We start from the raw sequence: 23,417 nt of genomic DNA, 5'->3' as shown, positions 1-23,417 counted from the left end.
ATGAGCACAGCTGAAATCGTCCCGGCCACAGAACTGGGTGCCGTCCACTTCATTGGAATCGGCGGTTCGGGCATGTCCGGGATTGCACGGATCATGGTCATGAACGGTGTCACCGTTTCGGGCTCGGACGCGAAGGAATCGGCAGTCGTCGATGTGCTGCGGACCCTGGGCGCCAGAGTCGAGATCGGGCACTCGGCCGACAACCTCGGCGAGGCCGACACCCTTGTCATCTCCTCAGCGATCCGCAAGGACAATCCCGAACTAGTCGAAGCCGAACGCAAGGGCCTGCGGATTCTCCACCGTTCGGGTGCGCTGGCATCGCTGATGGCCGACAAACGGGCCGTGGCCGTGGCCGGCACCCATGGCAAGACCACCACGACGTCCATGACGACCGTGGCTCTGCAGGCCTGCGGGCTGGATCCCTCATTCGTGATCGGGGGAGTGCTGTCGACGACGGGCACCAACGCCCATCTGGGCACCGGTGACGTATTCGTCGCAGAAGCGGACGAATCGGACGGTTCGTTCCTGCTCTACGAACCCACGATCGGCATCCTCACCAACGTTGAAGCGGATCACCTGGACTACTACGGGACACCGGAGAAGGTGACGGAGGCGTTCGTCGAATTCTGCGCGGGCATCGGTGCAGACGGAGGAACCGTCATCGCCTGCGCCGATGACCCAGGTTCGCTCGCTGTCGCCGAACAGGCGCGGGAGCTGGGAACCTCTGTCATCTTCTACGGAACCTCCGAATCCGCCGAAATCCGCCTGCGCGAACTCCGTTCGGGACTGGTCTCCGAATTCATTCTCGACGTGCCGGGACAGGCAGAGCCGCTGCCGGTGACACTGCGCCAACCAGGCACCCACAATGCACTCAACGCGACGGCCGCGATCGCCGTCGCCCACAGCCTCGGCGCCGATGTCGCCAAGGCGGCAAGCGGCCTCGGGAACTACGGAGGCACTCGGCGTCGTTTCGAAGAACGCGGAATCGCTGCCGGAGTCCGTGTCATCGACGACTACGCTCACCACCCGACGGAGCTGCGAGCGGTGCTCAGTGCTGCTCGGGGAGTCGTCACCGAAGAAGGCCGGGTCTGGGCAATCTTCCAACCGCACCTGTACTCACGCACGATGGAGTTCCGAGCCGAATTCGGTGAGGCTCTCGGACTGGCCGATGAGGTCGTCGTCCTCGACGTGTTCCCGGCCCGGGAGGATCCGGTTCCCGGTGTCACCGGTGCGCTGATCGCCGATCGAGTCCCTCATGAGAACGTGACCTTCGTCGAATCCTTCAACGAAGCGGTGCCGTATGTCGCAGCCCGTGTGCGCCCCGGCGATCTTGTGCTCACCCTCGGAGCGGGGGATGTGACGATCCTCGGCCCTGAGCTGCTCACCGCACTGGAGGCCTGAACACTGTGGTGCCCCTTCCCGAACCGCGCACCGACGACAACTCGACCGCGGACCTCACCGGGGTCATCCGTGCGCGCAGACGACAGGTATGGCGCCGGCGCCTCCAGCTCATCGGCGCGGTTGCTGGGGTCCTCGTCATCGCGGCCGTGCTCTGGTTCTCACCTCTGCTGGCGCTGGACAAGGTCAACGTCAAGGGCAGCAAGCTGGTCGACCAGGACAAGATTTCGGAATCCGTGCTCGGCTCCGACGGCGGCACACCGTTGCCTCGGGTGCGTCCCGGAGCTGTGGAGAAGGCCGTCCTCGAAGAGTTCCCTCGGGCGAAGGAAGCCTCGGTGCACTATGCGGGACCTCGCAGCCTGAACATTACGATCACCGACAGGGACCCGGTTCTGGCGATCACTACGTCAGATGGGTACCAGCTCTTCGATGATGAGGCCGTCGACCTGGGCACCGTGAAGAAGGCACCCAAAGGCGTGACCGTGCTCGAAGAGTCCGCAGGTTCTCCAGACCAGAAAACTGTGTCCGCAGTGATCCGTTTCATGGCCGGACTTCGACCTTCGCTGCGCTCCGACCTGGCCTCGATTCATGCCAAGGACGAGAAGAACCTCGCCGGGGTCATTGACACCGGCGAAGCGAAGGCGAAAGTGGCCTTCGGAGACAGCACGAGCGCAAGCTTGAAGATGCGAACCGCACTGCAGCTGGCAGCCGACGGACGCACTGAAATCGACGTCTCTGTGCCCTCGGTGCCCGTGACCAACTGAAAACCCGCGAAACGAGGCGTGTTGTCTGTCATTGCCGCCGACACACCGGGGCTGAAGTTTGGCCGATGTCGGACACTCCGGCGAGAATGGTTGCAGTGGTGTTGCCCCGGACAATAGCCTCAGGGCAAAGAAGACCGTTCGAATTTGCACGCAGATGATGCGTGGATGATGCGCCGAAAGAGGAACCGACTTGGCTGAATTCCCACAATCCGGAGCGGATATCAAAGTTGCCGGTACCGGCGGCGGCGGTGTCAACGCTGTTCAGAGGATGATCGACGTCGGACTGCGCGGCGTGGAGTTCATCGCGATCAACACCGATGCGCAGGCACTTGTGCTCTCGGACGCCGATGTGAAGCTGGAGATCGGACGCGACCAGACTCGCGGACTCGGTGCCGGTGCTGATCCGGAGATCGGCCGTAAAGCCGCAGACTCCAGCGAAGAGGCGATCCGTGACGCACTCGAGGGTGCCGACATGGTCTTCGTCACCGCTGGTGAAGGCGGAGGAACAGGCACAGGCGCAGCTCCGGTCGTGGCCCGAGTAGCACGCTCGCTGGGAGCACTGACGATCGGTGTCGTCACCCGCCCGTTCACCTTCGAGGGACGTCGCCGATCCGCCCAGGCTGAAGCCGGCATCGCCGCACTGCGCGAAGAGGTCGACACCCTCATCGTCATCCCCAACGATCGACTGCTCTCCATCTCAGACCGCAGCGTCTCCGTCGTCGACGCGTTCCGCTCGGCCGATGAGGTTCTGCGCTCTGGTGTCCAGGGAATCACCGACCTCATCTCGGTCCCGGGTCTGATCAACCTTGACTTCGCCGACGTGAAGTCAGTGATGCAGGATGCCGGCACCGCGCTCATGGGCATCGGAGCAGCCACCGGTGATGACCGTGCCGTCCAGGCCGCAGAGTCGGCCATTGCTTCACCTCTGCTCGAAGCCAGCATCGATGGCGCCCACGGTGTGCTCTTCTGTATCCAGGGCGGCGCCGATCTCGGTCTGTTCGAAGTCAACGAAGCGGCCCGACTGGTGCAGGAGGCTGCGCACCCCGAAGCCAACATCATCTTCGGTGCAGTCATCGACGACAACATCGGCGACGAATGCCGTGTCACCGTGATCGCAGCAGGGTTCGACAATACGGTCGCCGGCCAGGATTCGGCCCCGGCCGAGTCTGCCCCGGCCTCGATCCCGATGGCGACCAACCCCGCCGACATCGAATCCGCACCCGCGGAAGAAGCTGAGCCTGCGGCAGCAGTCGAACCTGAACCTCGCAATGAGGAGCATCAGATTCCGACCTCACTGCCCAACGAGCGCAGCACATCGAGCCTCGACAATGACCTCGATATCCCGGATTTTCTGAAATAAGATGCTGCACTCGAGATTCGTCGTTCCCGGAAGGCAGAACGCCCATGTGGCGTTCACCGACCGGCACGGCGGCTACTCGAGGGGAGACTTGTCATCGTTCAACCTGGCACGACATGTCGGGGATGACGACGAGCTCGTCGCCGCGAACCGCGCCGCTCTGGCTCAGGTTCTCGGCCTGAGCGGAGAGCGACTGAGTTTCGTGTCCCAGGTCCACGGCACCGAAGTCCGCATCATCGAATCACCGGAGCAGCTGCGCGATGAACCCGTGAGTGCAGATGCACAGGTCACGACGTGCCGCGGGATCGGGCTGGCCATTATGGTCGCAGACTGCACGCCGATCATGCTCGCGGACCCCGAGGCAGGCGTCATCGGCGCGATTCATGCCGGACGGCCCGGAATGGCTGCGGGCATCGTGCCGGAGACAATGGCTGCGATGCGCAACCTGGGTGCCGCTGACATCCATGCGATCATCGGACCGTCGGTGTGCCCACGATGCTATGAAGTTCCCGCCGCGCTTCGGGAAGAAGTTGCTGCAGTCGAACCCGTGGCCGCCTCGGTGTCGGTCACCGGTACCCCGGCGATCGACGTCGCAGGGGCGGTGGCGGAGCAGCTGCGCCGTGCAGGCGTGAGCATCGACCATTTCTCTCGCACCTGCACACGCGAATCCGAGGATCTGTTCTCATACCGGAGACAACAGAGCACAGGCAGATTTGCCGGTGTGGTCTGGCTCCAGGAAGAAAACCACACGACACACCCATGAGACTCACCCGCCAGGCCGGTCTGTTGAGATAGTTTGGCGGCAGGCGAGGAAGTGCCGAAGGCCGAGGAGTGGAAAAATGTCAGCAATCAAGAAGACGCTGGAATACCTGGGTTTCGTCGAAGAAGAGGACGAGCAGCCCATCGAACGTCGTGACCGTGAGGTCATCGACACCTACGAAGAGCCCGTCGACGATTACGTCGAGGACGAGGAACGGCCTTCTGCCCAAGTCACGCCGATCCATCCGTCTCCGATTCGTCCAGTCGACTCTCCGGCCCCAGGAATCTCCATGAACCGCATCAAGACAATCCACCCCCGCAGCTATAACGACGCTATGGTGATCGGTGCCGCGTTCCGTGAGGGAACACCGGTGATCATGAACCTCTCGGAGATGGACGAGAACAACTCGAAGCGTCTCGTCGACTTCTCCGCTGGCCTGATCTTCGGCCTGCACGGTTCCATCGAACGCGTCACCAACAGAGTGTTTCTTCTCACCCCTGAGAACATCGAGGTCAGCGGAGAGAACGAGTCAGATCCGGACTCACAGGCGAGCTTCTTCAACCAGAGCTGAGCTGCTTCGCCCCTCGACTGAGTTTCATTCTTATCTCATCCTCAGCTCCGACGTATATCCTGAGTAACGACAGCTAAGCACCAAAGAAAGGCACGAGGAAACACGTGGCCATCATCTTCTACATCCTCGGCACTGCGCTCAGTCTTTACGTCTATGTTCTCCTGGCGCGAGTGGTCCTCGACCTCGTGCAGGTCTTTTCGCGCGAATGGAAGCCTTCCGGCTTCTTCCTCGTGCTGGCCGAGATCGTGTACACACTGACCGATCCGCCGCTGCGTCTGCTGCGCAAGGTGATTCCTCCCTTGCGATTGGGCCAGATCTCATTGGACCTGGGCTTCATCGTGTTGCTGATCGGAATTCAGATCCTCGCATCGGTGCTGTTCAACTTCTCACGGGTGACGGCCTGAACATCAGCTCCGAAAGTTGCGCGCTCGAAGCTTAGTAGTTGAACGTTAATGTTTGTTTCTGGGCGTTTGATCTGGGTCACTTTCTCCTTAAGTCCTAAAGCGGAGCGCAGCGAACTGAGCGCAGGCGACTGGCCGAATCGGCCATCGCTGGACATAGTTCCCACTCGATAATGAGCTTGTTGCAGATATCACAATGGCCTGCGGAGGTCATTCTCAGTTGGCCGAATCGTTCCAGATGTTGTTACGCTCGATTAGGAAGCTTCGTCATTGAATACGTGACACGGCATTTCTGCAGGACAAAACTGCAGGTGTTACGCTAATGTGACGTTGAAGCCGTCTTTATGGCGGCAGCGTAATGAATGTAGATCGACCAAAGGTGACCTCATGGCGCTCACGCCTGAAGACGTAGTAAACAAGCGGTTCCAGCATGTGAAGTTCCGCGACGGGTACGACCAGGATGAAGTCGACGATTTCCTCGATGAGGTTGTCGTAGAGATCCGCCGTCTCTATCAGGAGAACGACGAACTTCGTCAGAAGCTCTCCACCGCCGAACAGCGCGTCAAGGAACTCGACGCCGGCGGGGCATCTGCTGCCGCACCCGCTCAGGACATCGACGCCACTCAGGCTATGCCTGCTGCGGTGCCGGCGCCCTCGCAGAACGAGACCCAGGCGGCGAAGAATCAGGAGCAGTCTCCCTCTGTCCCCGAGACGACAGAGCAGCCATCGGCACCTGCCGTCAAGGAAGCAGCGCCAGCTGCACAGACGCCACCTGCGAACGAATCCGCTCCAGCCGTCAACAACGCTGCACCTGCTGCTGCAGGCTCCGCTGCCGGTCTGGGCCTCGGCTCGGCCTTGGGCAGTGGCGATGGCGACGCCCACGGGCTCATCGCTCTGGCGCAGCGCGTTCACGACGAGCACGTGGCAGAAGGCGAACGTCGCCGCGACGAGCTCATCCGAAGTGCAGAGACCGAAGCCAAGGACATCGTCGGCAAGGCCGAAACGAAGCGTGATGAGACACTGTCGACCCTGGAAACCCAGAAGTCGACCCTTGAACGCTCCATCGACCAGCTGTCGAACTTCGAGCGTCAGTACCGCACACGTCTGAAGAGCTACCTCAACGATCAGCTGCGTGACCTCGAGAACTCAACGAGTCTGGCGCCGGAGACCCTGGACGGTAACTCCTTCGGTTCGCCGTCGAATCACAAACTCTGATTCGCCACAGCAGACACCCAAGGTCCGGGAACTCCATGGAGTTCCCGGACCTTGTTCGTGTCCCCGTGAGGTGGATCATGGCTGCGGGTCCAGAGCCTTCGCGTGTCACGGCAGTGAGTTAGAATGAGCCAAATGAACGATGAAGCCACTGAGACGAAACCCCGGCGGCGCAGAATGCTCGGGGCGTTGTTCGGCATAGCCGCGGTCGTGCTGGCGGTGGATCAGTTCACCAAGTTTCTCGCGGTCAGGTTCCTCGAAGGACAGGCACCGACCCCAGTCATTGGTACTCTGGCTGGATTCAACTTCTATCGGAATCCCGGAGCGGCACTCGGACTCGGCTCCGGTATGACCTGGATCTTCCCACTCATAGCGGTCGCTGTGTTCGCAGGGATCATCTTGCTGTCGAAGAAGTTGGGCTCGGTGACCTGGGCAGTCGGGCTCGGACTGCTGTTGGGTGGTCTGTTCGGCAACCTCGTGGATCGACTGTTCCGACAGCCCGGATTCCTCCACGGCGCCGTCGTCGATTTCATCGACCTCACTTTTTTCATCTGCAATGTCGCCGACATTGCGATATCCGCTGCGGCGGTCACCCTCGTGGTGGCCAGCCTCAAAGGCATTGAACTGGACGGATCGGACTCGAAGCATGCGAGCACGGTCGGAGAGGACACACATGGCTGAACGCTCGATCCTGGTACCCGAAGGCCTCGAAGGCCAACGGGTGGACTCGGCACTGTCGAAGCTGCTGGGGCTCTCCCGCACGGCAGCTGCTGACATCTGTGCAGAAGGGGGCGTGCAGCTGTCAGGACAGGTCGTCGCAAAGTCGGATCGCGTCGTGGCCGGCGCGCGCCTGGACATCATGATGCCCGAGCCGGCCAAGCCCTTGGAAGTCGTGCCCGACCCCGTCCCGGGGATGAAGATCGTCCATGATGAGGATGCGTTCGTCGTCGTCGACAAGCCAGTCGGCGTCGCCGCGCACCCCGCACAGGGGTGGAAGGGGCGGACCGTCGTCGGCGGACTCGCCGCCGCGGGCTTCACAATCGCCACCTCCGGTGCTCCTGAGCGGCAGGGAATCGTGCAGCGTCTCGACGTTGGCACTTCGGGTCTGATGGTCATCGCCAAGAGCGAGCATGCCTACAGCGTCCTCAAGCACGCGTTCAAGGAACGCACCGTGGAGAAGACCTATCACGCGCTCGTCCAAGGGCTGCCTGATCCTGTGCTCGGCACCATCGACGCACCCATCGCCCGCAACCCACGACACGATGGGCTGTATGCAGTCCACAGCGGTGGAAAGAACGCGATCACGCACTATGAGGTCCTCGAAGCACACCGCCGAGCCTCCCTCGTGGAAGTTCATCTCGAAACCGGGCGGACCCACCAGATCCGCGTGCACTTCTCCGCACTCAAACGCCCCTGCGTCGGTGACCTTCCCTACGGCGCAGATCCTGGCCTCGCCAAAGATCTCCGCCTGGAACGTCAGTGGCTGCACGCAGTCAAACTCGGATTCCACCATCCCGAGTCCAACGAATGGGTCGAATTCGAGAGCGGATACCCCGAGGACCTGAAGTACGCACTCGATCGAATTCGCACACCCTGAACGCAGCGGTTCGCACGTACTGAACTCTGCTGTGCAGGCACAGAATGCAGCTGCCTGCACAACCTGAACGCCGCCGAGATGGGTGCCGCATGGGCCCGATCATGACTTCGATCACCGCCCGTTCAACACCCGCCGAGGTGGAGGCCGGGACTCCACTGGTCGAACCCCTGATGGTCTAAGCTGGGGGCGCAACAAAGGTCATATCAGAGGGAAGGCTGCCAGTGCCGAAAGACGATTTCGTCCATCTTCACGTCCACACCGAATACTCGATGTTGGACGGAGCCGCCCGACTTACGGACCTGATGGCCGCGACGAAGGCCTCGGGAATGTCGGCCATCGCGACCACAGACCACGGCTACCTGTTCGGCGCTTTCGACTTCTGGTCGCAGGCCACCGCAGCCGGCATCAAGCCCATCATCGGCGTGGAAGCTTATGTCACCCCGGGCACGGACCGGCGCGACAAGACAAGGGTGAAATGGCGCACGGACGAGTCGCAGAAACGCGATGACCTGTCCGGCGGCGGTGCCTACACCCACATGACGTTGCTTTCACGCAACAACACCGGCATGCGCAATCTGTTCAAGGCCTCGTCTTACGCCTCCCTCGACTCAGTATTCAGCAAATGGCCGCGCATCGACCAGGAGCTGTTGGAAACCTACTCCGACGGTCTGCTCGCGACTACGGGCTGCCCCTCGGGGGAGATCCAGGTACGACTGCGACTGGGACAGTACGAAGAGGCCAAAGCCGCGGCCGGCAAATACCGTGAGATGTTCGGCAAGGACAACTACTACGTCGAACTCATGGACCATGGGCTCTCCATCGAGAAGCGTGTGACCAAGGACCTGATCCGTCTGTCAAAGGAGATGGACATTCCGTTGGTCGCCACCAACGATCTTCACTACACGCATGAATCCGATGCGAAGGCGCACGAAGCGCTGCTGGCCATCCAGTCCGGATCGAAGCTCATCGAACCGACCTATGATCAGGGCGGTTCACGCTTCGCCTTCTCCGGCTCCGGTTATTACCTCAAATCGGGTGCCGAGATGCGGGCGCTGTTCTCCGAATTCCCCGAAGCCTGCGACAACACACTCGAGATCGCCGAGAAGTGCGAAGTCTCCTTCGACACCTCGGCGAACTATATGCCGAAGTTCCCCTGCCCGCCTGGAGAGGACGAAACCTCGTGGCTGGTCAAAGAGGTCCAGACCGGGCTCGAATATCGCTATCCGGGAGGAATTCCCGACGATGTGCGCAAGCAGGCGGACTACGAACTCGACGTCATCATCTCGATGGGCTTCCCCGGCTACTTCCTCGTCGTCGCCGATTTCATCAACTGGTCAAAGGACAACGGCATCCGTGTCGGTCCGGGACGTGGCTCGGGCGCCGGTTCCATGGTCGCCTACGCGATGCGCATCACCGATCTGGATCCGCTCAAGCACGGCCTGTTCTTCGAGCGTTTCCTCAACCCCGACCGTGTCTCCATGCCCGACTTCGATGTCGACTTCGATGATCGTCGCCGCGGCGAGGTCATCGACTATGTGACACGGAAATACGGTGACGAACGTGTCGCCATGATCGTCACCTACGGCACGATCAAGACGAAGATGGCGCTCAAGGACTCAGCACGAGTCCTCGGCAAGCCGTTCTCGATGGGGGAGCGCCTGACCAAGGCGCTGCCACCGGCCGAGATGGCCAAAGACATTCCGCTGGCCGATATCGAGAACCCCGAGTCGAAGCGCTACAACGAAGCGGGCGAATTCCGAGCGTTCGTCGACTCGGACACCGATGCCCGTGAGACCTTCGAAACCGCAAAGGGCATCGAAGGCCTGAAGCGGCAGTGGGGCGTGCACGCGGCCGGCGTCATCATGTCCTCGGACCCGATCATCGACGTCATACCGATCATGCGCCGGTTCCAAGACGGTCAGGTCATCACCCAGTTCGACTACCCCACCTCTGAGGGCCTCGGACTGATCAAGATGGATTTCCTGGGGCTGCGAAACCTCACGATCATCTCCGACGCCGTGGAGAACATCAAAGCCAACCGTGACTACGATCTCGACCTCGAACACCTCGACCTCGATGACCGTGGGGCCTATGATCTGCTCTCCCGCGGTGACACCCTCGGCGTGTTCCAGCTCGACGGTGGGGGACTGCGTGCCCTGCTGCGGCTGATGAAGCCGGATAACTTCGAAGACATCTCTGCAACGATTGCGCTCTACCGTCCGGGACCGATGGGTGCCGACTCCCACACGAACTTCGCGCTGCGCAAGAACGGACTGCAGGAAGTCACACCGATCCACCCCGAGCTGGCAGAGCCGCTCGAGGACATTCTGGGCACCACCTACGGACTCATCATCTACCAGGAGCAGGTGATGGCGATCGCGCAGAAGGTCGCCGGCTACTCCCTGGGTCAAGCAGATATTCTGCGTCGTGCGATGGGTAAGAAGAAGAAGTCCGAGCTGGACAAACAGCAGGTGGGCTTCTTCGGAGGGATGAAGGAACGCGGCTACTCCGAGGCGGCAGCGCAGGCACTCTGGGACATTCTGCTGCCCTTCTCCGACTACGCGTTCAACAAGGCGCACTCGGCTGCCTATGGCCTCGTGTCCTACTGGACCGCGTTCCTCAAAGCTCATTACACGGCGGAGTACATGGCAGCCCTGCTCACCTCGGTGGGCGACAACAAGGACAAACTGGCCATCTACCTCAACGAGTGCCGGCGGTTGGGCATCACCGTGCTGCCTCCGGACGTCAACGATTCGGCTCTGCACTTCACCCCAGTCGGTCAGGACATCCGCTTCGGCATGGGTGCAGTGCGCAACGTCGGTGCCAACGTCGTCGACGGCATCGTCGAGGCACGAGGAGAGAAGGGGGCATTCACCTCGTTCACGGATTTCCTCGACAAGGTGCCCAGCCACGTGTGCAACAAGCGCACGATCGAATCGCTCATCAAGGCCGGCGGCTTCGACTCACTGGGACAGACCCGGAGATCACTCGTCGAAGTCCACGAAGAGGCAGTGGACTCGGTCATCGGCGTCAAGCGGCAAGAGGCCAATGGGCAGTTCGACCTATTCGCCGGCCTCGGAGGTGACGATGACGAACCGAGCTTCTCCGTCGCGATTCCCGATCGTCCCGAATGGGAGAAGAAGGAGAAGCTGGCCTTCGAGCGCGACATGATCGGCCTTTATGTCTCCGACCATCCGCTCAACGGCCTCGAGGGTGTCCTCGCCGCCGAATCGGAGGCCTCCATCGCCGATGTGGTGGACCCGGAAACTCATCGCCACGACGGTTCCCAGGTGAAGATCTGCGGAATGATCACCCAGGTCGCGCGCAAGGTCTCGAAGAACTCCGGCAAACCGTATGCGATCGTATCCGTGGAGGACCTCGAAGCCGAGATCGAGGTCATGTTCTTCGGCGATACCTACGAACCCGTAGCGAGTCTGCTCGCCACCGACCTCGTCATCAGCCTGACCGGACGCATCCGCCTCTCCGATGATCGACCGACCTCGATGATGGCGATGTCGATGACGATCCCCGACGTCACCGATCCGAAGGACCGGCCGCTGAATCTGATGCTGCCGATGGAGAAGGCTACAGAGGAGATGGCTTCCAAGCTGCTGCGTGTGCTCGAATCACATAAGGGACAGACCGATGTGCATCTTGTCCTCTCACAGCCGGGCAGACAGACAGTGATGCGGCTCGATCGTGCGATCCGCGTCGACCCGAACCCGAGCCTCTACGGAGATCTCAAGGCGCTGTTGGGATCTCGCTGCCTGACTGCCTGAAGCAATGCCTGAGAGCGACGAAACGGAGGCAGAGGCGACCGACGAGGAGACGGGGACTAGAATGGTGCGGGTGAACATTCTGGACTTCCGCGGTGAGAACCTGAGCAAGAGATTCCTCAAGCAGCGACTGCCCCGTGCCGCTGAGACGCATGCCGATATCGAACGACGAGTAGCTGACCTGCTGAACCAGGTGCAGACAGGGGGCACTCGTGCTGTGAAGGAATTCACCGCGAGATTCGACTCGGTCGAACCCGAGTCGCTGCGTGTGCCCGTCTCCGCGCTCAAACGTGCCGAAGACGAACTGGACCCTTCCGTCAAAGCAGCCCTGATCGAATCGATCTCACGGGCTAGGAAAGTCGCCGACGACCAGCGTCCCACCGACATCACCACTGAACTGTCCTCCGGGGCGCAGGTGACCACACGGCACCTGCCGATCGAACGAGTCGGCCTGTATGTGCCCGGTGGTTTGGCCGTCTACCCATCCACCGTCGTGATGAACGTCGTGCCGGCGCAGGCAGCGGGGTCCGCCTCACTGGCCATCGCCAGTCCGCCCCAAAGCAACGGACTGCCTCACCCCACGGTGCTCGCCACAGCACACATCCTCGGCGTCGATGAGGTGTGGGCCATGGGCGGTGCCCAAGCCATCGGTGCTCTTGCCTACGGCCTGGACGATGAGGAGCAGTTGGAGCCTGTCGACCTCATCACGGGTCCGGGCAACGCCTATGTCGCCGCGGCGAAATCTCTCATGCGTTCACAGGTGGGCATCGACGCCGTCGCCGGACCCACCGAGATCATCATTCTTGCCGACGCCACAGCAGATCCGGCGTTCGTCGCCGCCGATCTCATCAGCCAGGCCGAACACGACGAACTGGCCGCCGCCGTCCTCGTCACGGACTCGACCGAGCTCTCCGAACGGGTGCAGGCCGAACTCCTGACCCAGGTTCCCGCCGCAGCTCACGACGAGCGCATCAGCATCTCCCTGGCCGGGAAGCAGTCGGCCATCGTCCTCGTCGATGATCTCGACACCGGCATCGACGTCGTCAACGGATACGCCGGCGAACATGTCGAGGTCCACACTGCCGAGGCGAATTCGGTCGCCGCCCGCATCACCAACGGGGGAGCGGTGTTCGTCGGAGACTGGTCACCGGTGTCCCTGGGTGACTACTGCGCAGGTTCGAACCACGTCCTGCCCACGATGGGAACAGCCGCCCATGGATCCGGGCTGGGCGTTCACTCGTTCATCAAGGTCAGCCAGGTCATCGACTATGACCGGTCGGCACTGGCCGAGGTGGCCGACCACATCAAGGTGCTGGCGGACAGCGAACAGCTGCCCGCTCACGGTCGGGCCGTCGGCATCCGGTTAGAGGAGTAGATATGCGTTGCCCATTCTGTCGTGAATCAGATTCTCGAGTCGTCGATTCGCGAACGAGCGAAGATGGCGCCGCTATCCGTCGAAGGCGTCAATGCCGTCATTGCGGGCGCCGCTTCACAACCATGGAAGCGACCAGCCTGTCGGTGATCAAACGTTCCGGTGTGACCGAGGAGTTCTCCCGTCAGAAGATCATGTCGGGTGTGCGCAAGGCCTGTCAGGGGCGGCCCGTCAACGACGACGATCTGGCGAAGCTGGCCCAGAAGGTCGAGGAGGACATCCGTTCCAAAGGAATTGCTGAGATTGATGCCGACGAGGTGGGTCTGAGCATCCTCGAGCCCCTGCGTGAGCTCGACCAGGTGGCCTACCTGCGCTTCGCCAGCGTGTACCAGGGTTTCGACTCCCTCGAAGACTTTGAGACCGCAATCGATTCGCTGCGTGCGGATGCGGCTCTGAAGTCGGGAGAAGCCCGGCAGGCGACTCCCGAAGATTTCCAAGCCTGAGAAAATAGCCCCAGAAATCTGTGAGCGGAGTACTCCAGCACGCTGATTGTTGTGTAATATTGAGAGTGCGCGCTTCGGCGCGCGGCCGCTTGCGGTTCGGAGGGGAAGCCGAACCGTCAAGCGGCCCTTTAATTTCTCTGCGAAGACAGAAAAGCCTGGTGACAGGCCAGCCGTGTGGACAGAGTCAGACACAGAGTCAAATGCAGAATATGACGAAGGGCGCAGCGGAGATGACTCCGCTGCGCCCTTCGTCTGTGTCGCCCCAGGTTACACCGAGGCGGGGGAGGCTTCTGCGAATCAGCCGACGATGAGCTCGTTCAGTTCGGTCGCTGTGGCCGCCAAGATCCGCAAGCGATCCGTGGTGCGCGTCAGCGACACATAGAGCGCGCCGACACCATCCTCATGACCGTCAGGGGCGATCAGTCCTGGTTCGACGATGACGACGGAATCGAACTCAAGGCCCTTCGCCTGCTGGGCAGTGATGACCGCGATCTGATGGTCGAGGCCGAGGACCGAACGGCCGATGTCAAAGCCTGCGAGCACCTCGGCGACGGAATCGATGAGATCGACGGGCGCGATCACGGCAATCTTGCCACCCTCGACCGAATCGACCTCATTTCTGACGGTGGGCACGAGAGCATTGACCACTTCCTGAGTCGAAGTGAACGATTCCATCTGCGGGTCGGGGCCACCCTGCCGGACGGACTCAACGAGTTCGAGCTGTGGGAAATGTCTGTGCAGGTAGCGGTTGGCCAGGTCCATCACCGACTGGGGCGTCCGGTAGGACACGGTGAGTACCTGCAGAGCGTAGCGATCTCCGACGAACTCAGACAGGATGGAGTCCCAGGTCCGAGTGTTGTCCACGTGCGAGGACTGTGCCAGGTCACCCACAACGGTCGCGGACTTCGACGGAACTCGCCGGAAGAGCACCCGCCACTGCATGGGTGAGAGCTCCTGAGCCTCATCGACGACGAGGTGGCCGTACGTCCATTCGCGGTCGTCGAGCGCCCGCTCCGCCAGGGTGATCGTCGGCCCCTCTTCCTCCCACCTGGCTGCCAGCGTATCGGCATCGATGAGGGCGGAGGTGTCGGTCATATCGAGGACCGCTTCGGCGTACTCACGAGCGGACTCGTCCCGAGCTGCGGTCTGCTGGGGGCTGCTGCCGAGCAGCTCCGCGAGCTCGTCGAGGAGCGGAACGTCCTCAATGGTGAGCGCGGAGTTGGCCGGGCGGACTAGCGTCTTCTGATCCTGAGGTGAGAGCAGGTGCGCGGCAGCGGCCTGCAGCTTGTGAGGTTTGGACAGCAGGGCACGCAGCGCCGCCGCAGGACTGATCGGGAACCACGCGAGATTGAGAGCACGGCGCACGTCCACACTCGAACGCAGCTCATCCATCAGCTCCGGCAGCCTCTCACCTGCACCATCGAGACCCATCTGGCGGGCCAGGTCCTCTGCGAGGATCTTCAGCAGACCGAAGACGAAGCCGGTCCGGGCAGCATTGTGAGCATCCTCGCTGCGGCGGGCACGATCACGAGCAGCGCGCACGTCACGGCGACGCAGCCAGATGGTGTGTGAGCCGACGCGCAGCTCTTCGTCCTGGTCCGGGATCCGCTCGTAGTTGGCGATGTGATTCTTCAGCACCGCAGCCATCTCGGACCGGCCCTTGATCACTGCCACATTCGTATCATCGCTCAACTCGGTCTCGAGACCTGGGTAGAGCTGGCCCGGTGTGAGCAGAAGCGCACCGGTCTCGCCGAGGCTGGGCAGGACCTTCTCGATGTACTTGAGGAACACGGCGGAGGGTCCGACGAGGAGCACGCCCGATTTGGCGATGCGCTCCCGGTGCCGATAGAGGAGGAAGGCCGCACGGTGGAGTGCCACCGCCGTCTTGCCCGTTCCCGGTCCGCCCTGGACGACGAGCACACCCTGGAGAGGTTGGCGGATGATGGCATCCTGTTCGGCCTGAATGGTGGCGACGATATCGCCCATGCGACCTGTCCGGTGATTGGTCAGGGCAGCGATCAGCGCACCCTCGCCCTGCAGGTTCGATCGCTCAGCATCGTCGAGAGCGTCGATGTCGAGCACATCGTCCTCGAGATCTGTCACCATACGGTTCTTCGTGACCAGATGCCGCCGCCGGATGACTCCCGCCGGGTTGGCGGCAGTCGACTGGTAGAAGCGCTCCGAAGCCGGTGCGCGCCAGTCGATGAGGATCTGCTGGCGGTCGGAATCGGTGAGCCCGATCCGTCCGATGTAGCTGGGTTCCACCTCCGATCGCAGATCGAGACGGCCGAAGCACAGGCCATCCTCGGCGCTGTTGAGCCGAATCAGCTGGTCCTCATACATGGTGGCGAACGCATCCCGTTCGCTCCGGTGCTGATGATTGCCGCCGACCTCGGAGATCCTCACTGTGCCCAGTCGGGCCGTAGCCTCATCTCGCAATTCGTCGAGTCGTGCATAGAGCTCGTCAAGCTTGATCTGCTCGACGTTTATTTCTGAAGTCTCGGTCATCTCACCTTCCCAATCGGCATTCCATTATGCCGAACTTTTCTCACCGGGAGTAGTCGGAAGCAATGATTTATGGCTGGTGTGTTCCGTCACAGTCCCAGTCTCGACCGCAGACCCTGTCCGGTCAGGAAGGTCGCCATTGTCGCTGCGGTGCGCAGACTCCGATCGAGCTCGGGCTCCTGCAGCGGGGAATTGGAGGCGATGACGACCACGTTGCCACGTCTGCGGCCCTTGAGGATTCCGGGTTCGGCCGCGGCCGCGACATGGGTGAAGGCAGGCGTCAGCAGCTCCAGCTCAGCTCTGAGGACGCGGTGGTCGCCAGCATCGGGAACGTTGGCGATATAGACGCCAGAGTCTTTGAGGATGCGCGCACAGGTGGAGAAGAACTCCGAAGTCTGCAGTGTTGGGGGTACGGAGTCATGGTCGAAGGCGTCACGGATGAGCACATCAAGAGTGTCGGGACGGAACTTTTCGGTCTCAACGGCTCCGTCTCCGGCACGCAGCGCCAGTCCAGGGGCCCGCGGCAGATCGAACCAGGTGCGCGAGTAGTCGAGGAGAACGGGGTCGATGTCGATGGCTGTCTGCTTCGACCTCGGACGCTGGGCATGGAGTGCCCGGGCGAGTGCACAGCCAGCCGCCCCGATGTGGACTGCTCGCAGCGGGCCGGGCGCGAACTGGATCTCGATGATTCGTGACATCCAATCCAGATATTCGAAGTCCAGACGAGTCGGTTCGCTCAGAGTGATCGACGAGGACGGCACCCCATTGACATGGAGGACATAGCTGTCGACCTCTCCGTCTACTTTTTCCAGGCGCGCGGTGCCGGTCGAGATGTCAACGACTTGTGAGCCGGGTGCTGTGTATATCCGTCGTTTTGCCACCCCTCACTTGTATGCCAGTTATGCCGCGGTGGCAATTCTGCCCAACAGCACGTGGGGATATCGGTCCTCACTCGTGTGCGTTTGAGCTGTGGACACGTTTGGTGTTTCCACATGCGCACAGGGGACTCTGGTCATTCCGCCAGGGGAGGGGCTGAAGTGATGACATGGAGACCACAGCGAAGACAGCAGAAGACATCATCGGAATCGTGCCCCATACCCTCGGCTATATTCCACGCGAGAGCCTTGTGGCCGTGATCGTGGAGGAGAATGAACACGGCGGCCAAGGATGCGCTACGACGATGCGGGTCGACTTCGACCTGGAGACGGCCGCCCATCTCGTAGCCCAAGGCGGGCGGTGGTACAGCGATCTCATCGCTGGAGCGTGCGCGGCGTCGGGAGTGCTCCTCGTCCTCTACGACTCGGAATACCCGCGCGGCATCCCAGACGAGTCGGTGACCGGATCCGGGACACCCGATGATGAGTACCCCCGTGTTCATCGGGAACTCGTCCGGGCCGCGATCGACGAGATCGCACTGTCGTTGGGGGACCGCGGTATCGCTACGCTCAGCGCTTGGTGGGTCGGCGAGGACCGTTTCGGCCGCATCGACGACGATGCTCAGAACAGCACTCTGCTCGAGGCCGCTTCGACCTCGGCCTGCGCAACAGAACTCGTCGCGGCGGGATCCTCTCCTGTCGCGTCACCGCAAGAACTAGTGGTCAAGCCCGTGTCGTCAGAAGAATACACGGTCAGTCGCAGCGGTCACCTCGAAACGTGTCCGAGCATCGCCGATGGGTTCGACGTTTTGTCCACGCTCTACCCGAGCCTGGCTCGGCTGAGAGAAGGGGAGGAGAGTATCGACCGGAGTGCTGTCGTCCAGTTGATGACGTTGCGGACGGTGATGGCAGTCGATGCGATCTTGGCCGAAAAATGGTCTCGGGACGCACTCGAAATGATCCTCAGCTTTGATCACCCGAACTTCGCGCCGGCCGAGATCGAAAGGTGTGGGCCGGGGCAGCTGTATCTGCGCGCACAGCGGTATGCGCTGTCCCCGCAGGCCGCTCAGGACATGGTGGGACTCTCCCCGCGCGCTCCTCGACCCCGCGATGTTCAGTTGGGCATCGAGTTCCTCAAAGCCTATATAGCGATGGGGCATCCCGACGTCCGGGCCACTGCATATGCTGTGGTTGCATGGTTCGAATGGTCTTTGGGAGGCTCGACCATGGCAGAGCACTACGCGCGGGCAGGGCTGGAGCTTGATGCTGAGCATGGGATGGCCACGTTGATCTTGAACGCGGTCGAACAGGGGTATCTCCCACGGTGGCTGATGTCAGCACGCCGTGGCCCCGGATGAGGCCTGCGGGCACGCGGCGGCTCTTCGCAACCACTTCGGCGAGCGATCGATGAATCACCGTCCCGGGGTCAATTCGCAAAGCCGGGAATATCGTGCGAAAATTGGGTGTTGACCCTGTCATAGCATCATGGGAGAACTATGTGTTCCCCTCGGGCCAGATACCTGGACCTCTTGACATGGGTCTTAGTAATGTCCTGGTGCATTCGAGAAGTTTCAACGCTCGCGAAAGGTGAACACGTGCCGAGAGTCGACAAGGAATCCACGACGGTGACGGAAAAGTCGGAGGGAACGGCCGCCAAGACCTCCACCGCTGGATCCAAGACCACTGCGGCGTCGAAGGGAGCCAAGAAGACGACGAAGACATCGGCTTCAGCGATCGCTGCAGAAACCGGGACCAAGCAGACCACCGCGGCCCGAGAGACGACGACCGCCAAATCAACTGCGACGAAATCGACCGCAGCTAAGGTGGCGAAGACTGCCGGGGCTAAGAAGCCTGCTGCGAAGACAACCAAGGCTGCGGGCGCTAAGAAGAAGTCCGATGACGTGCTCGAGGCCGGCGAGACAGTCGAGCCGGCAACCGACACCCTCGGCACCGAGCAGAGCCCCGCTGAGGCGACTGAGACGAAGAACTCCGAGGAGAAGGAGAAGAACGCCGCTGTCACAGAGGCTGGCGGTTTCATCGTCTCCGATGCCGACGAAGAGGATGCTCCTGCGCAGCAGGTCGTGTCTGCGGGAGCCACCGCGGACCCGGTCAAGGACTACCTCAAGCAGATCGGCAAGGTCGCCCTGCTCAACGCGGCCGAAGAGGTTGACCTGGCCAAGCGCATCGAAGCCGGCATGTACGCCGAGCACCTGCTCGACGCTGGCGGCATCACCGAACCGCGTGAGTCCATGGACTACAAGTGGATCATCCACGACGGTCGCATCGCCAAGAACCACCTGCTCGAGGCGAACCTGCGTCTCGTCGTCTCATTGGCCAAGCGCTACACCGGACGTGGAATGCTCTTCCTGGACTTGATTCAGGAAGGCAACCTGGGCCTCATCCGTGCAGTCGAGAAGTTCGACTACACGAAGGGCTTCAAGTTCTCGACCTACGCCACGTGGTGGATCCGTCAGGCCATCACCCGTGCCATGGCCGACCAGGCTCGCACCATTCGCATTCCCGTGCACATGGTCGAGGTCATCAACAAGCTCGCTCGTGTCCAGCGTCAGATGCTTCAGGATCTCGGCCGTGAGCCGAGTCCGGAAGAGCTCGCCAAGGAACTCGACATGACGCCAGAGCGTGTCGTCGAGGTTCAGAAATACGGTCGCGAGCCCATTTCACTGCACACACCTCTGGGTGAAGACGGTGACTCTGAGTTCGGTGACCTCATCGAGGACTCTGAAGCAGTCGTGCCTTCTGACTCGGTCAGCTTCACTCTGCTGCAGGAACAGCTTCACTCCGTTCTCGACACCCTGTCGGAACGCGAAGCTGGTGTTGTGTCGATGCGCTTCGGCCTCAACGATGGCCAGCCGAAGACTCTCGATGAGATCGGCAAGGTCTACGGAGTCACTCGCGAGCGTATCCGCCAGATAGAGTCGAAGACCATGGCAAAGCTGCGGCACCCTTCGCGCTCACAGGTTCTGCGGGACTACCTCGACTGACACAGATGCCTCCTGCCGCGGCTTCGGCCCAAGGGCATGAGCTCGGTGACCACGATCGCCTGCGGACGCGAACTCTCGCGACCGCAGGCGATCTGGTTATCTGCAGAGCCTCGCCCCCTGTGTCCATTCAGCACCGGTCGAGGACCAGCAGACGACGTCGATGAGGCTCAACAGGCGACGTCGATTCAGTACCAGTTAGTACCAGTCGACGATGCCCTGGAGCAGAGCGTTCGCGTATTTCTTCTGACCAGACTTCGATTCCATGGTCTTGGCCTCGTCGGCATTGCGCATCTCACCGCACTCGACGATCACAGCAGGGACAGAAGCGTTGTTGAGTCCAGCCAAGTCGGGGCGCCGACTGATCGCGTCTTTTCCGTAGGCACTGTTGGGCGTGAACGGACCGGACATGGCTTCACTCATGGAATCGGCGAGGCGGTTCGAGTCGTCTTCGACAGCATCCGAACTGCCGGGCTTGGCGACGATGACATGGAACCCCTTGGTCGAGGCAGTTTCGGTTCCGTTGGCGTGGATGCTGACCATGAGATCGGCGTCATCGGCGAACGTGCCGCGCTCGTCGACGCACGGGCCCACACCGTCGTTGTCATCGCGGCTCATGACCACCTTCGCCCCCGCATCCTTGAGTTCCTGTTTCAGCTGCTGGGCAACTGCCCAGTTGAAATCGGCCTCGGGGTAGTCGGTGCTCGTTGCGGTACCAGTCGTGTTGCAGGCTTTGGTTCCGCCGCGCCCATCCGGTACCGGGCTGGCGATCTCGCTCGGGTGAGAGGCATTGCCTCCGTTGTGGCCAGGGTCGATAGCCACGGTCCGCCCACTCAGGTCGACCGCCGGCTCCGTTGTCGGGATCTTCTGCCCATCAGCGTCCGGAGAGGCCTCAGAGCCTGTAGATGATTCTGAATCCGTCGAGGGCTCAGTGTCTGTCGAGTTTGATGTTCCTTCGGACGGCGTGGAACCGGCAGATTCGTCTGGCGGGTTCGTATCGCAACCGGTGAGGCCCGGCAAGACGAGGACCGCACATATGAGGGAGAATACTAGGCTGCGACGAGGAGACATAGGGCCATTGTTCCAGCAATGAAGCAATGGATAGGAGCTTTCGGCAGAATCGACACGAGACACGGCACGCAATGGCTGATGCAAATCGGCCTGAGGGATTAGAATTTAATCGAACGAGAGGAAACGTGTGGAAGAGGAAAGTTACGGCGCGAGGCATCTGTCCGTGTTGTCGGGTCTCGAAGCGGTTCGCAAGCGTCCAGGCATGTACATCGGGACCACTGATTCCCGAGGGCTGATGCACTGCCTGTGGGAGATCATCGACAATGCCGTCGACGAAGCTCTGGGCGGCTTCGGAAAGTCCATCCTCATCGAACTCGAACCAGATGGTTCGGTGGCTGTCTCCGACAGCGGACGAGGCATCCCCGTAGACATCGAACCCAAGACCGGGCTGACCGGCGTCGAGGTGGTCCTGACCAAACTCCACGCAGGCGGCAAATTCGGCGGCAGTTCGTATGCCGCGTCGGGTGGCCTGCACGGTGTCGGTGCCTCCGTCGTCAACGCACTCTCTGCCCGGCTCGATGTCGAAGTCACACGTGGTTCGAAGGTTCACAAGATGTCCTTCCGCCGTGGTGTACCGGGACGCTTCGACGATTCCTCCGGCCAGCCCAGCCCTGACAATCCCTTCGAGGAGTTCCACGAGCCGACCGGGCTCGACGTCGTCCGCAAGGCGAAGAAGGGCGTCACAGGCACCCGTGTCCAGTACTGGGCAGACCCGCAGATCTTCCTGGCCAAGGCCCAGTTCGACTACCAGCATCTCGTCGAGCGCGCACGCCAGACGGCGTTCCTCGTCCCTGGACTCGAGCTGCGCATCGAAGACCGCCGTGGAGTTGCCCGTGATGAGACGGGCGAGGTCATCGCTGAACGCCTTGAGGTCTTCCGCTTCGACGGCGGCATCACTGAGTTTGTCGACCATCTGTCGATCGACCCACCGATGACGGATACCTGGCGGCTGCACGACACCGGAAAGTTCAGTGAGACAGTCCCGGTTCTCGACTCAACGGGGCACCTGGTCTCGAAGGAAGTTGAACGCGAAGTCGGCGTTGACATCGCTCTGAGATGGGGGACCGGCTACGACACGAAGGTGAAGTCCTTCGTCAACGTCGTGGCCACACCCCAAGGCGGGACGCACCTGGCAGGCTTCGAGCAGGCCAGTCTCAAGGCCATGCGCAAAGCAGTTGAAGCCAATGCACGCAAATTGAAACTGGGCAAAGATAAGCTGGAGAAGGACGATGTCCTGGCCGGTCTGACCGCTGTGGTCACGGTGCAGCTGTCCGAGCCGCAGTTCGAGGGACAGACCAAGGAGGTCCTGGGCACGGCTGCGGTCAAACAGATCGTGGCAAAAACGGTCGAGAAGCAGCTGGGCGATATCCTGTCCTCGAGCAAACGCGCAGAGAAGCAGCAGGCTGCCGTGCTCATGGAGAAGGTCGTCGCGGAGCTGAAGTCGCGCATTTCGGCACGTACTCACAAAGAGAACCAGCGTCGGAAGACGGCTCTTGAGGCATCGTCGCTGCCAGCCAAACTCTACGACTGCCGCGATAACGGGGTGGAGAACACAGAGCTCTTCATCGTCGAGGGTGACTCTGCGATGGGAACGGCGAAAGCCGCGCGCAACTCCGATCACCAGGCCCTGTTTCCGATCCGCGGCAAGATCCTCAACGTGCAGAAGGCATCGCTTTCGGACATGTTGGCCAACGTCGAGTGTGCAGCACTCATCCAGGTGATCGGGGCCGGTTCCGGCCGCAGTTTCGACATTGATGCGGCCCGCTACGGGCGTGTCATCATCATGACCGACGCTGACGTGGACGGCGCTCACATCCGGACCCTGCTGCTGACCCTGTTCTTCCGCTACATGAAACCACTGGTCGAACAGGGGCGAGTCTTCGCTGCTGTTCCGCCCCTGCACCGCGTGGAGGTCGTCACTAAGCGAGGCACGCCCAACGACGTCGTATACACGTACAGCGAGGCAGAGCTCCACGCACTGCTGAAGAAGCTGGAGAAGTCGAAGAAGACGTACAAAGAACCCATCCAGCGCTATAAGGGACTCGGCGAGATGGATGCCGACCAGCTGGCCGAGACGACCATGGATCCGAGCATGCGCACACTGCGCCGGGTCACGATGGCCGACGCCGAGGCGGCAGAGAACACCTTCGAACTGCTCATGGGTTCCTCGGTCGGTCCGCGCAAGGAATTCATCGTCTCGGGAGCCGCGGTTCTCGACGCCGAACGCATCGACAGCTGAGCCATCCCTCGACAGCT

The 23,417-nt window shown here is 61.6% G+C and carries 18 protein-coding genes; 15 read left to right on the top strand and 3 right to left on the bottom strand.

Annotated elements, in window-relative coordinates:
* The 12 genes from murC (at nucleotide 1) to nrdR (ending at nucleotide 13,711) form a co-directional block, all read left to right on the top strand.
* Nucleotides 1–1,401 (top strand): UDP-N-acetylmuramate--L-alanine ligase, encoded by a 1,401-nt coding sequence (gene murC / locus BSP239C_RS04620; protein WP_101570443.1) that lies wholly within the window; start codon nucleotides 1–3, stop codon nucleotides 1,399–1,401.
* A gap of 8 nt (nucleotides 1,402–1,409) precedes the next feature.
* Entirely contained in the window at nucleotides 1,410–2,162 is a 753-nt protein-coding gene (locus BSP239C_RS04615; protein WP_257930073.1) for a cell division protein FtsQ/DivIB, read from the top strand.
* 190 nt (nucleotides 2,163–2,352) lie between these two features.
* Nucleotides 2,353–3,522, top strand: coding sequence for a cell division protein FtsZ (gene ftsZ / locus BSP239C_RS04610; protein ID WP_101570441.1), 1,170 nt, complete (start codon nucleotides 2,353–2,355; stop codon nucleotides 3,520–3,522).
* A gap of 1 nt (nucleotide 3,523) precedes the next feature.
* Nucleotides 3,524–4,282: a peptidoglycan editing factor PgeF gene (gene pgeF / locus BSP239C_RS04605; RefSeq protein WP_101570440.1), complete on the top strand. Its 759-nt coding sequence runs from the start codon at nucleotides 3,524–3,526 to the stop codon at nucleotides 4,280–4,282.
* A gap of 76 nt (nucleotides 4,283–4,358) precedes the next feature.
* Complete coding sequence (locus tag BSP239C_RS04600; protein WP_101570439.1) at nucleotides 4,359–4,850, top strand: cell division protein SepF; 492 nt, start codon at nucleotides 4,359–4,361, stop codon at nucleotides 4,848–4,850.
* A gap of 104 nt (nucleotides 4,851–4,954) precedes the next feature.
* On the top strand, nucleotides 4,955–5,254 hold the full coding sequence (locus tag BSP239C_RS04595) for a YggT family protein (RefSeq protein ID WP_101570438.1): 300 nt from the start codon (nucleotides 4,955–4,957) through the stop codon (nucleotides 5,252–5,254).
* Between the two features lie 384 nt (nucleotides 5,255–5,638).
* The gene (locus BSP239C_RS04590; RefSeq protein ID WP_101570437.1) at nucleotides 5,639–6,466 is read left to right on the top strand and encodes a DivIVA domain-containing protein; all 828 of its coding nucleotides are present in this window, start codon (nucleotides 5,639–5,641) and stop codon (nucleotides 6,464–6,466) included.
* A gap of 132 nt (nucleotides 6,467–6,598) precedes the next feature.
* Complete coding sequence (locus tag BSP239C_RS04585) at nucleotides 6,599–7,144, top strand: signal peptidase II (protein WP_101570436.1); 546 nt, start codon at nucleotides 6,599–6,601, stop codon at nucleotides 7,142–7,144.
* A complete protein-coding gene (locus tag BSP239C_RS04580) occupies nucleotides 7,137–8,060 on the top strand; it encodes an RluA family pseudouridine synthase (RefSeq protein ID WP_101570435.1) in 924 nt (307 codons plus the stop codon). Before BSP239C_RS04585 ends, BSP239C_RS04580 begins: the two co-directional genes overlap by 8 nt.
* 269 nt (nucleotides 8,061–8,329) lie before the next feature.
* The gene (gene dnaE, locus BSP239C_RS04575) at nucleotides 8,330–11,839 is read left to right on the top strand and encodes a DNA polymerase III subunit alpha (RefSeq protein ID WP_374701018.1); all 3,510 of its coding nucleotides are present in this window, start codon (nucleotides 8,330–8,332) and stop codon (nucleotides 11,837–11,839) included.
* 61 nt (nucleotides 11,840–11,900) lie between these two features.
* On the top strand, nucleotides 11,901–13,211 hold the full coding sequence (gene hisD, locus BSP239C_RS04570; RefSeq protein ID WP_101570433.1) for a histidinol dehydrogenase: 1,311 nt from the start codon (nucleotides 11,901–11,903) through the stop codon (nucleotides 13,209–13,211).
* 2 nt (nucleotides 13,212–13,213) lie between these two features.
* Nucleotides 13,214–13,711, top strand: coding sequence for a transcriptional regulator NrdR (nrdR, locus tag BSP239C_RS04565; protein WP_101570432.1), 498 nt, complete (start codon nucleotides 13,214–13,216; stop codon nucleotides 13,709–13,711).
* 297 nt (nucleotides 13,712–14,008) lie between these two features.
* Here nrdR and BSP239C_RS04560 read toward each other — a convergent pair whose 3' ends face one another.
* Together BSP239C_RS04560 and BSP239C_RS04555 are read right to left on the bottom strand one after the other, a co-directional pair.
* On the bottom strand, nucleotides 14,009–16,219 hold the full coding sequence (locus BSP239C_RS04560; RefSeq protein ID WP_101570431.1) for a UvrD-helicase domain-containing protein: 2,211 nt from the start codon (nucleotides 16,217–16,219) through the stop codon (nucleotides 14,009–14,011).
* An 86-nt stretch (nucleotides 16,220–16,305) separates the two neighbouring features.
* Nucleotides 16,306–17,097, bottom strand: a complete 792-nt coding sequence (locus BSP239C_RS04555; RefSeq protein ID WP_101570430.1) for a spermidine synthase — start codon at nucleotides 17,095–17,097, stop codon at nucleotides 16,306–16,308.
* Between the two features lie 164 nt (nucleotides 17,098–17,261).
* On the opposite strand from BSP239C_RS04555, the gene BSP239C_RS04550 reads away from it, so the two are divergent.
* Complete coding sequence (locus BSP239C_RS04550) at nucleotides 17,262–18,449, top strand: DUF4192 family protein (RefSeq protein WP_101570429.1); 1,188 nt, start codon at nucleotides 17,262–17,264, stop codon at nucleotides 18,447–18,449.
* 189 nt (nucleotides 18,450–18,638) lie between these two features.
* Nucleotides 18,639–20,093, top strand: a complete 1,455-nt coding sequence (locus tag BSP239C_RS04545; RefSeq protein WP_374701016.1) for an RNA polymerase sigma factor — start codon at nucleotides 18,639–18,641, stop codon at nucleotides 20,091–20,093.
* 195 nt (nucleotides 20,094–20,288) lie between these two features.
* Here BSP239C_RS04545 and BSP239C_RS04540 read toward each other — a convergent pair whose 3' ends face one another.
* Nucleotides 20,289–20,912, bottom strand: a complete 624-nt coding sequence (locus BSP239C_RS04540) for an N-acetylmuramoyl-L-alanine amidase (RefSeq protein WP_257930072.1) — start codon at nucleotides 20,910–20,912, stop codon at nucleotides 20,289–20,291.
* A 376-nt stretch (nucleotides 20,913–21,288) separates the two neighbouring features.
* On the opposite strand from BSP239C_RS04540, the gene BSP239C_RS04535 reads away from it, so the two are divergent.
* A complete protein-coding gene (locus BSP239C_RS04535; protein WP_101570426.1) occupies nucleotides 21,289–23,400 on the top strand; it encodes a type IIA DNA topoisomerase subunit B in 2,112 nt (703 codons plus the stop codon).
* Nucleotides 23,401–23,417 lie beyond the last annotated feature (17 nt).

The organism is Brevibacterium sp. 239c, assembly GCF_900169365.1.
Lineage (GTDB): Bacteria > Actinomycetota > Actinomycetes > Actinomycetales > Brevibacteriaceae > Brevibacterium.
The sequence above is the reverse complement of the archived record's forward strand: the minus strand, read 5'-3'. Positions and strand labels throughout refer to the sequence as shown.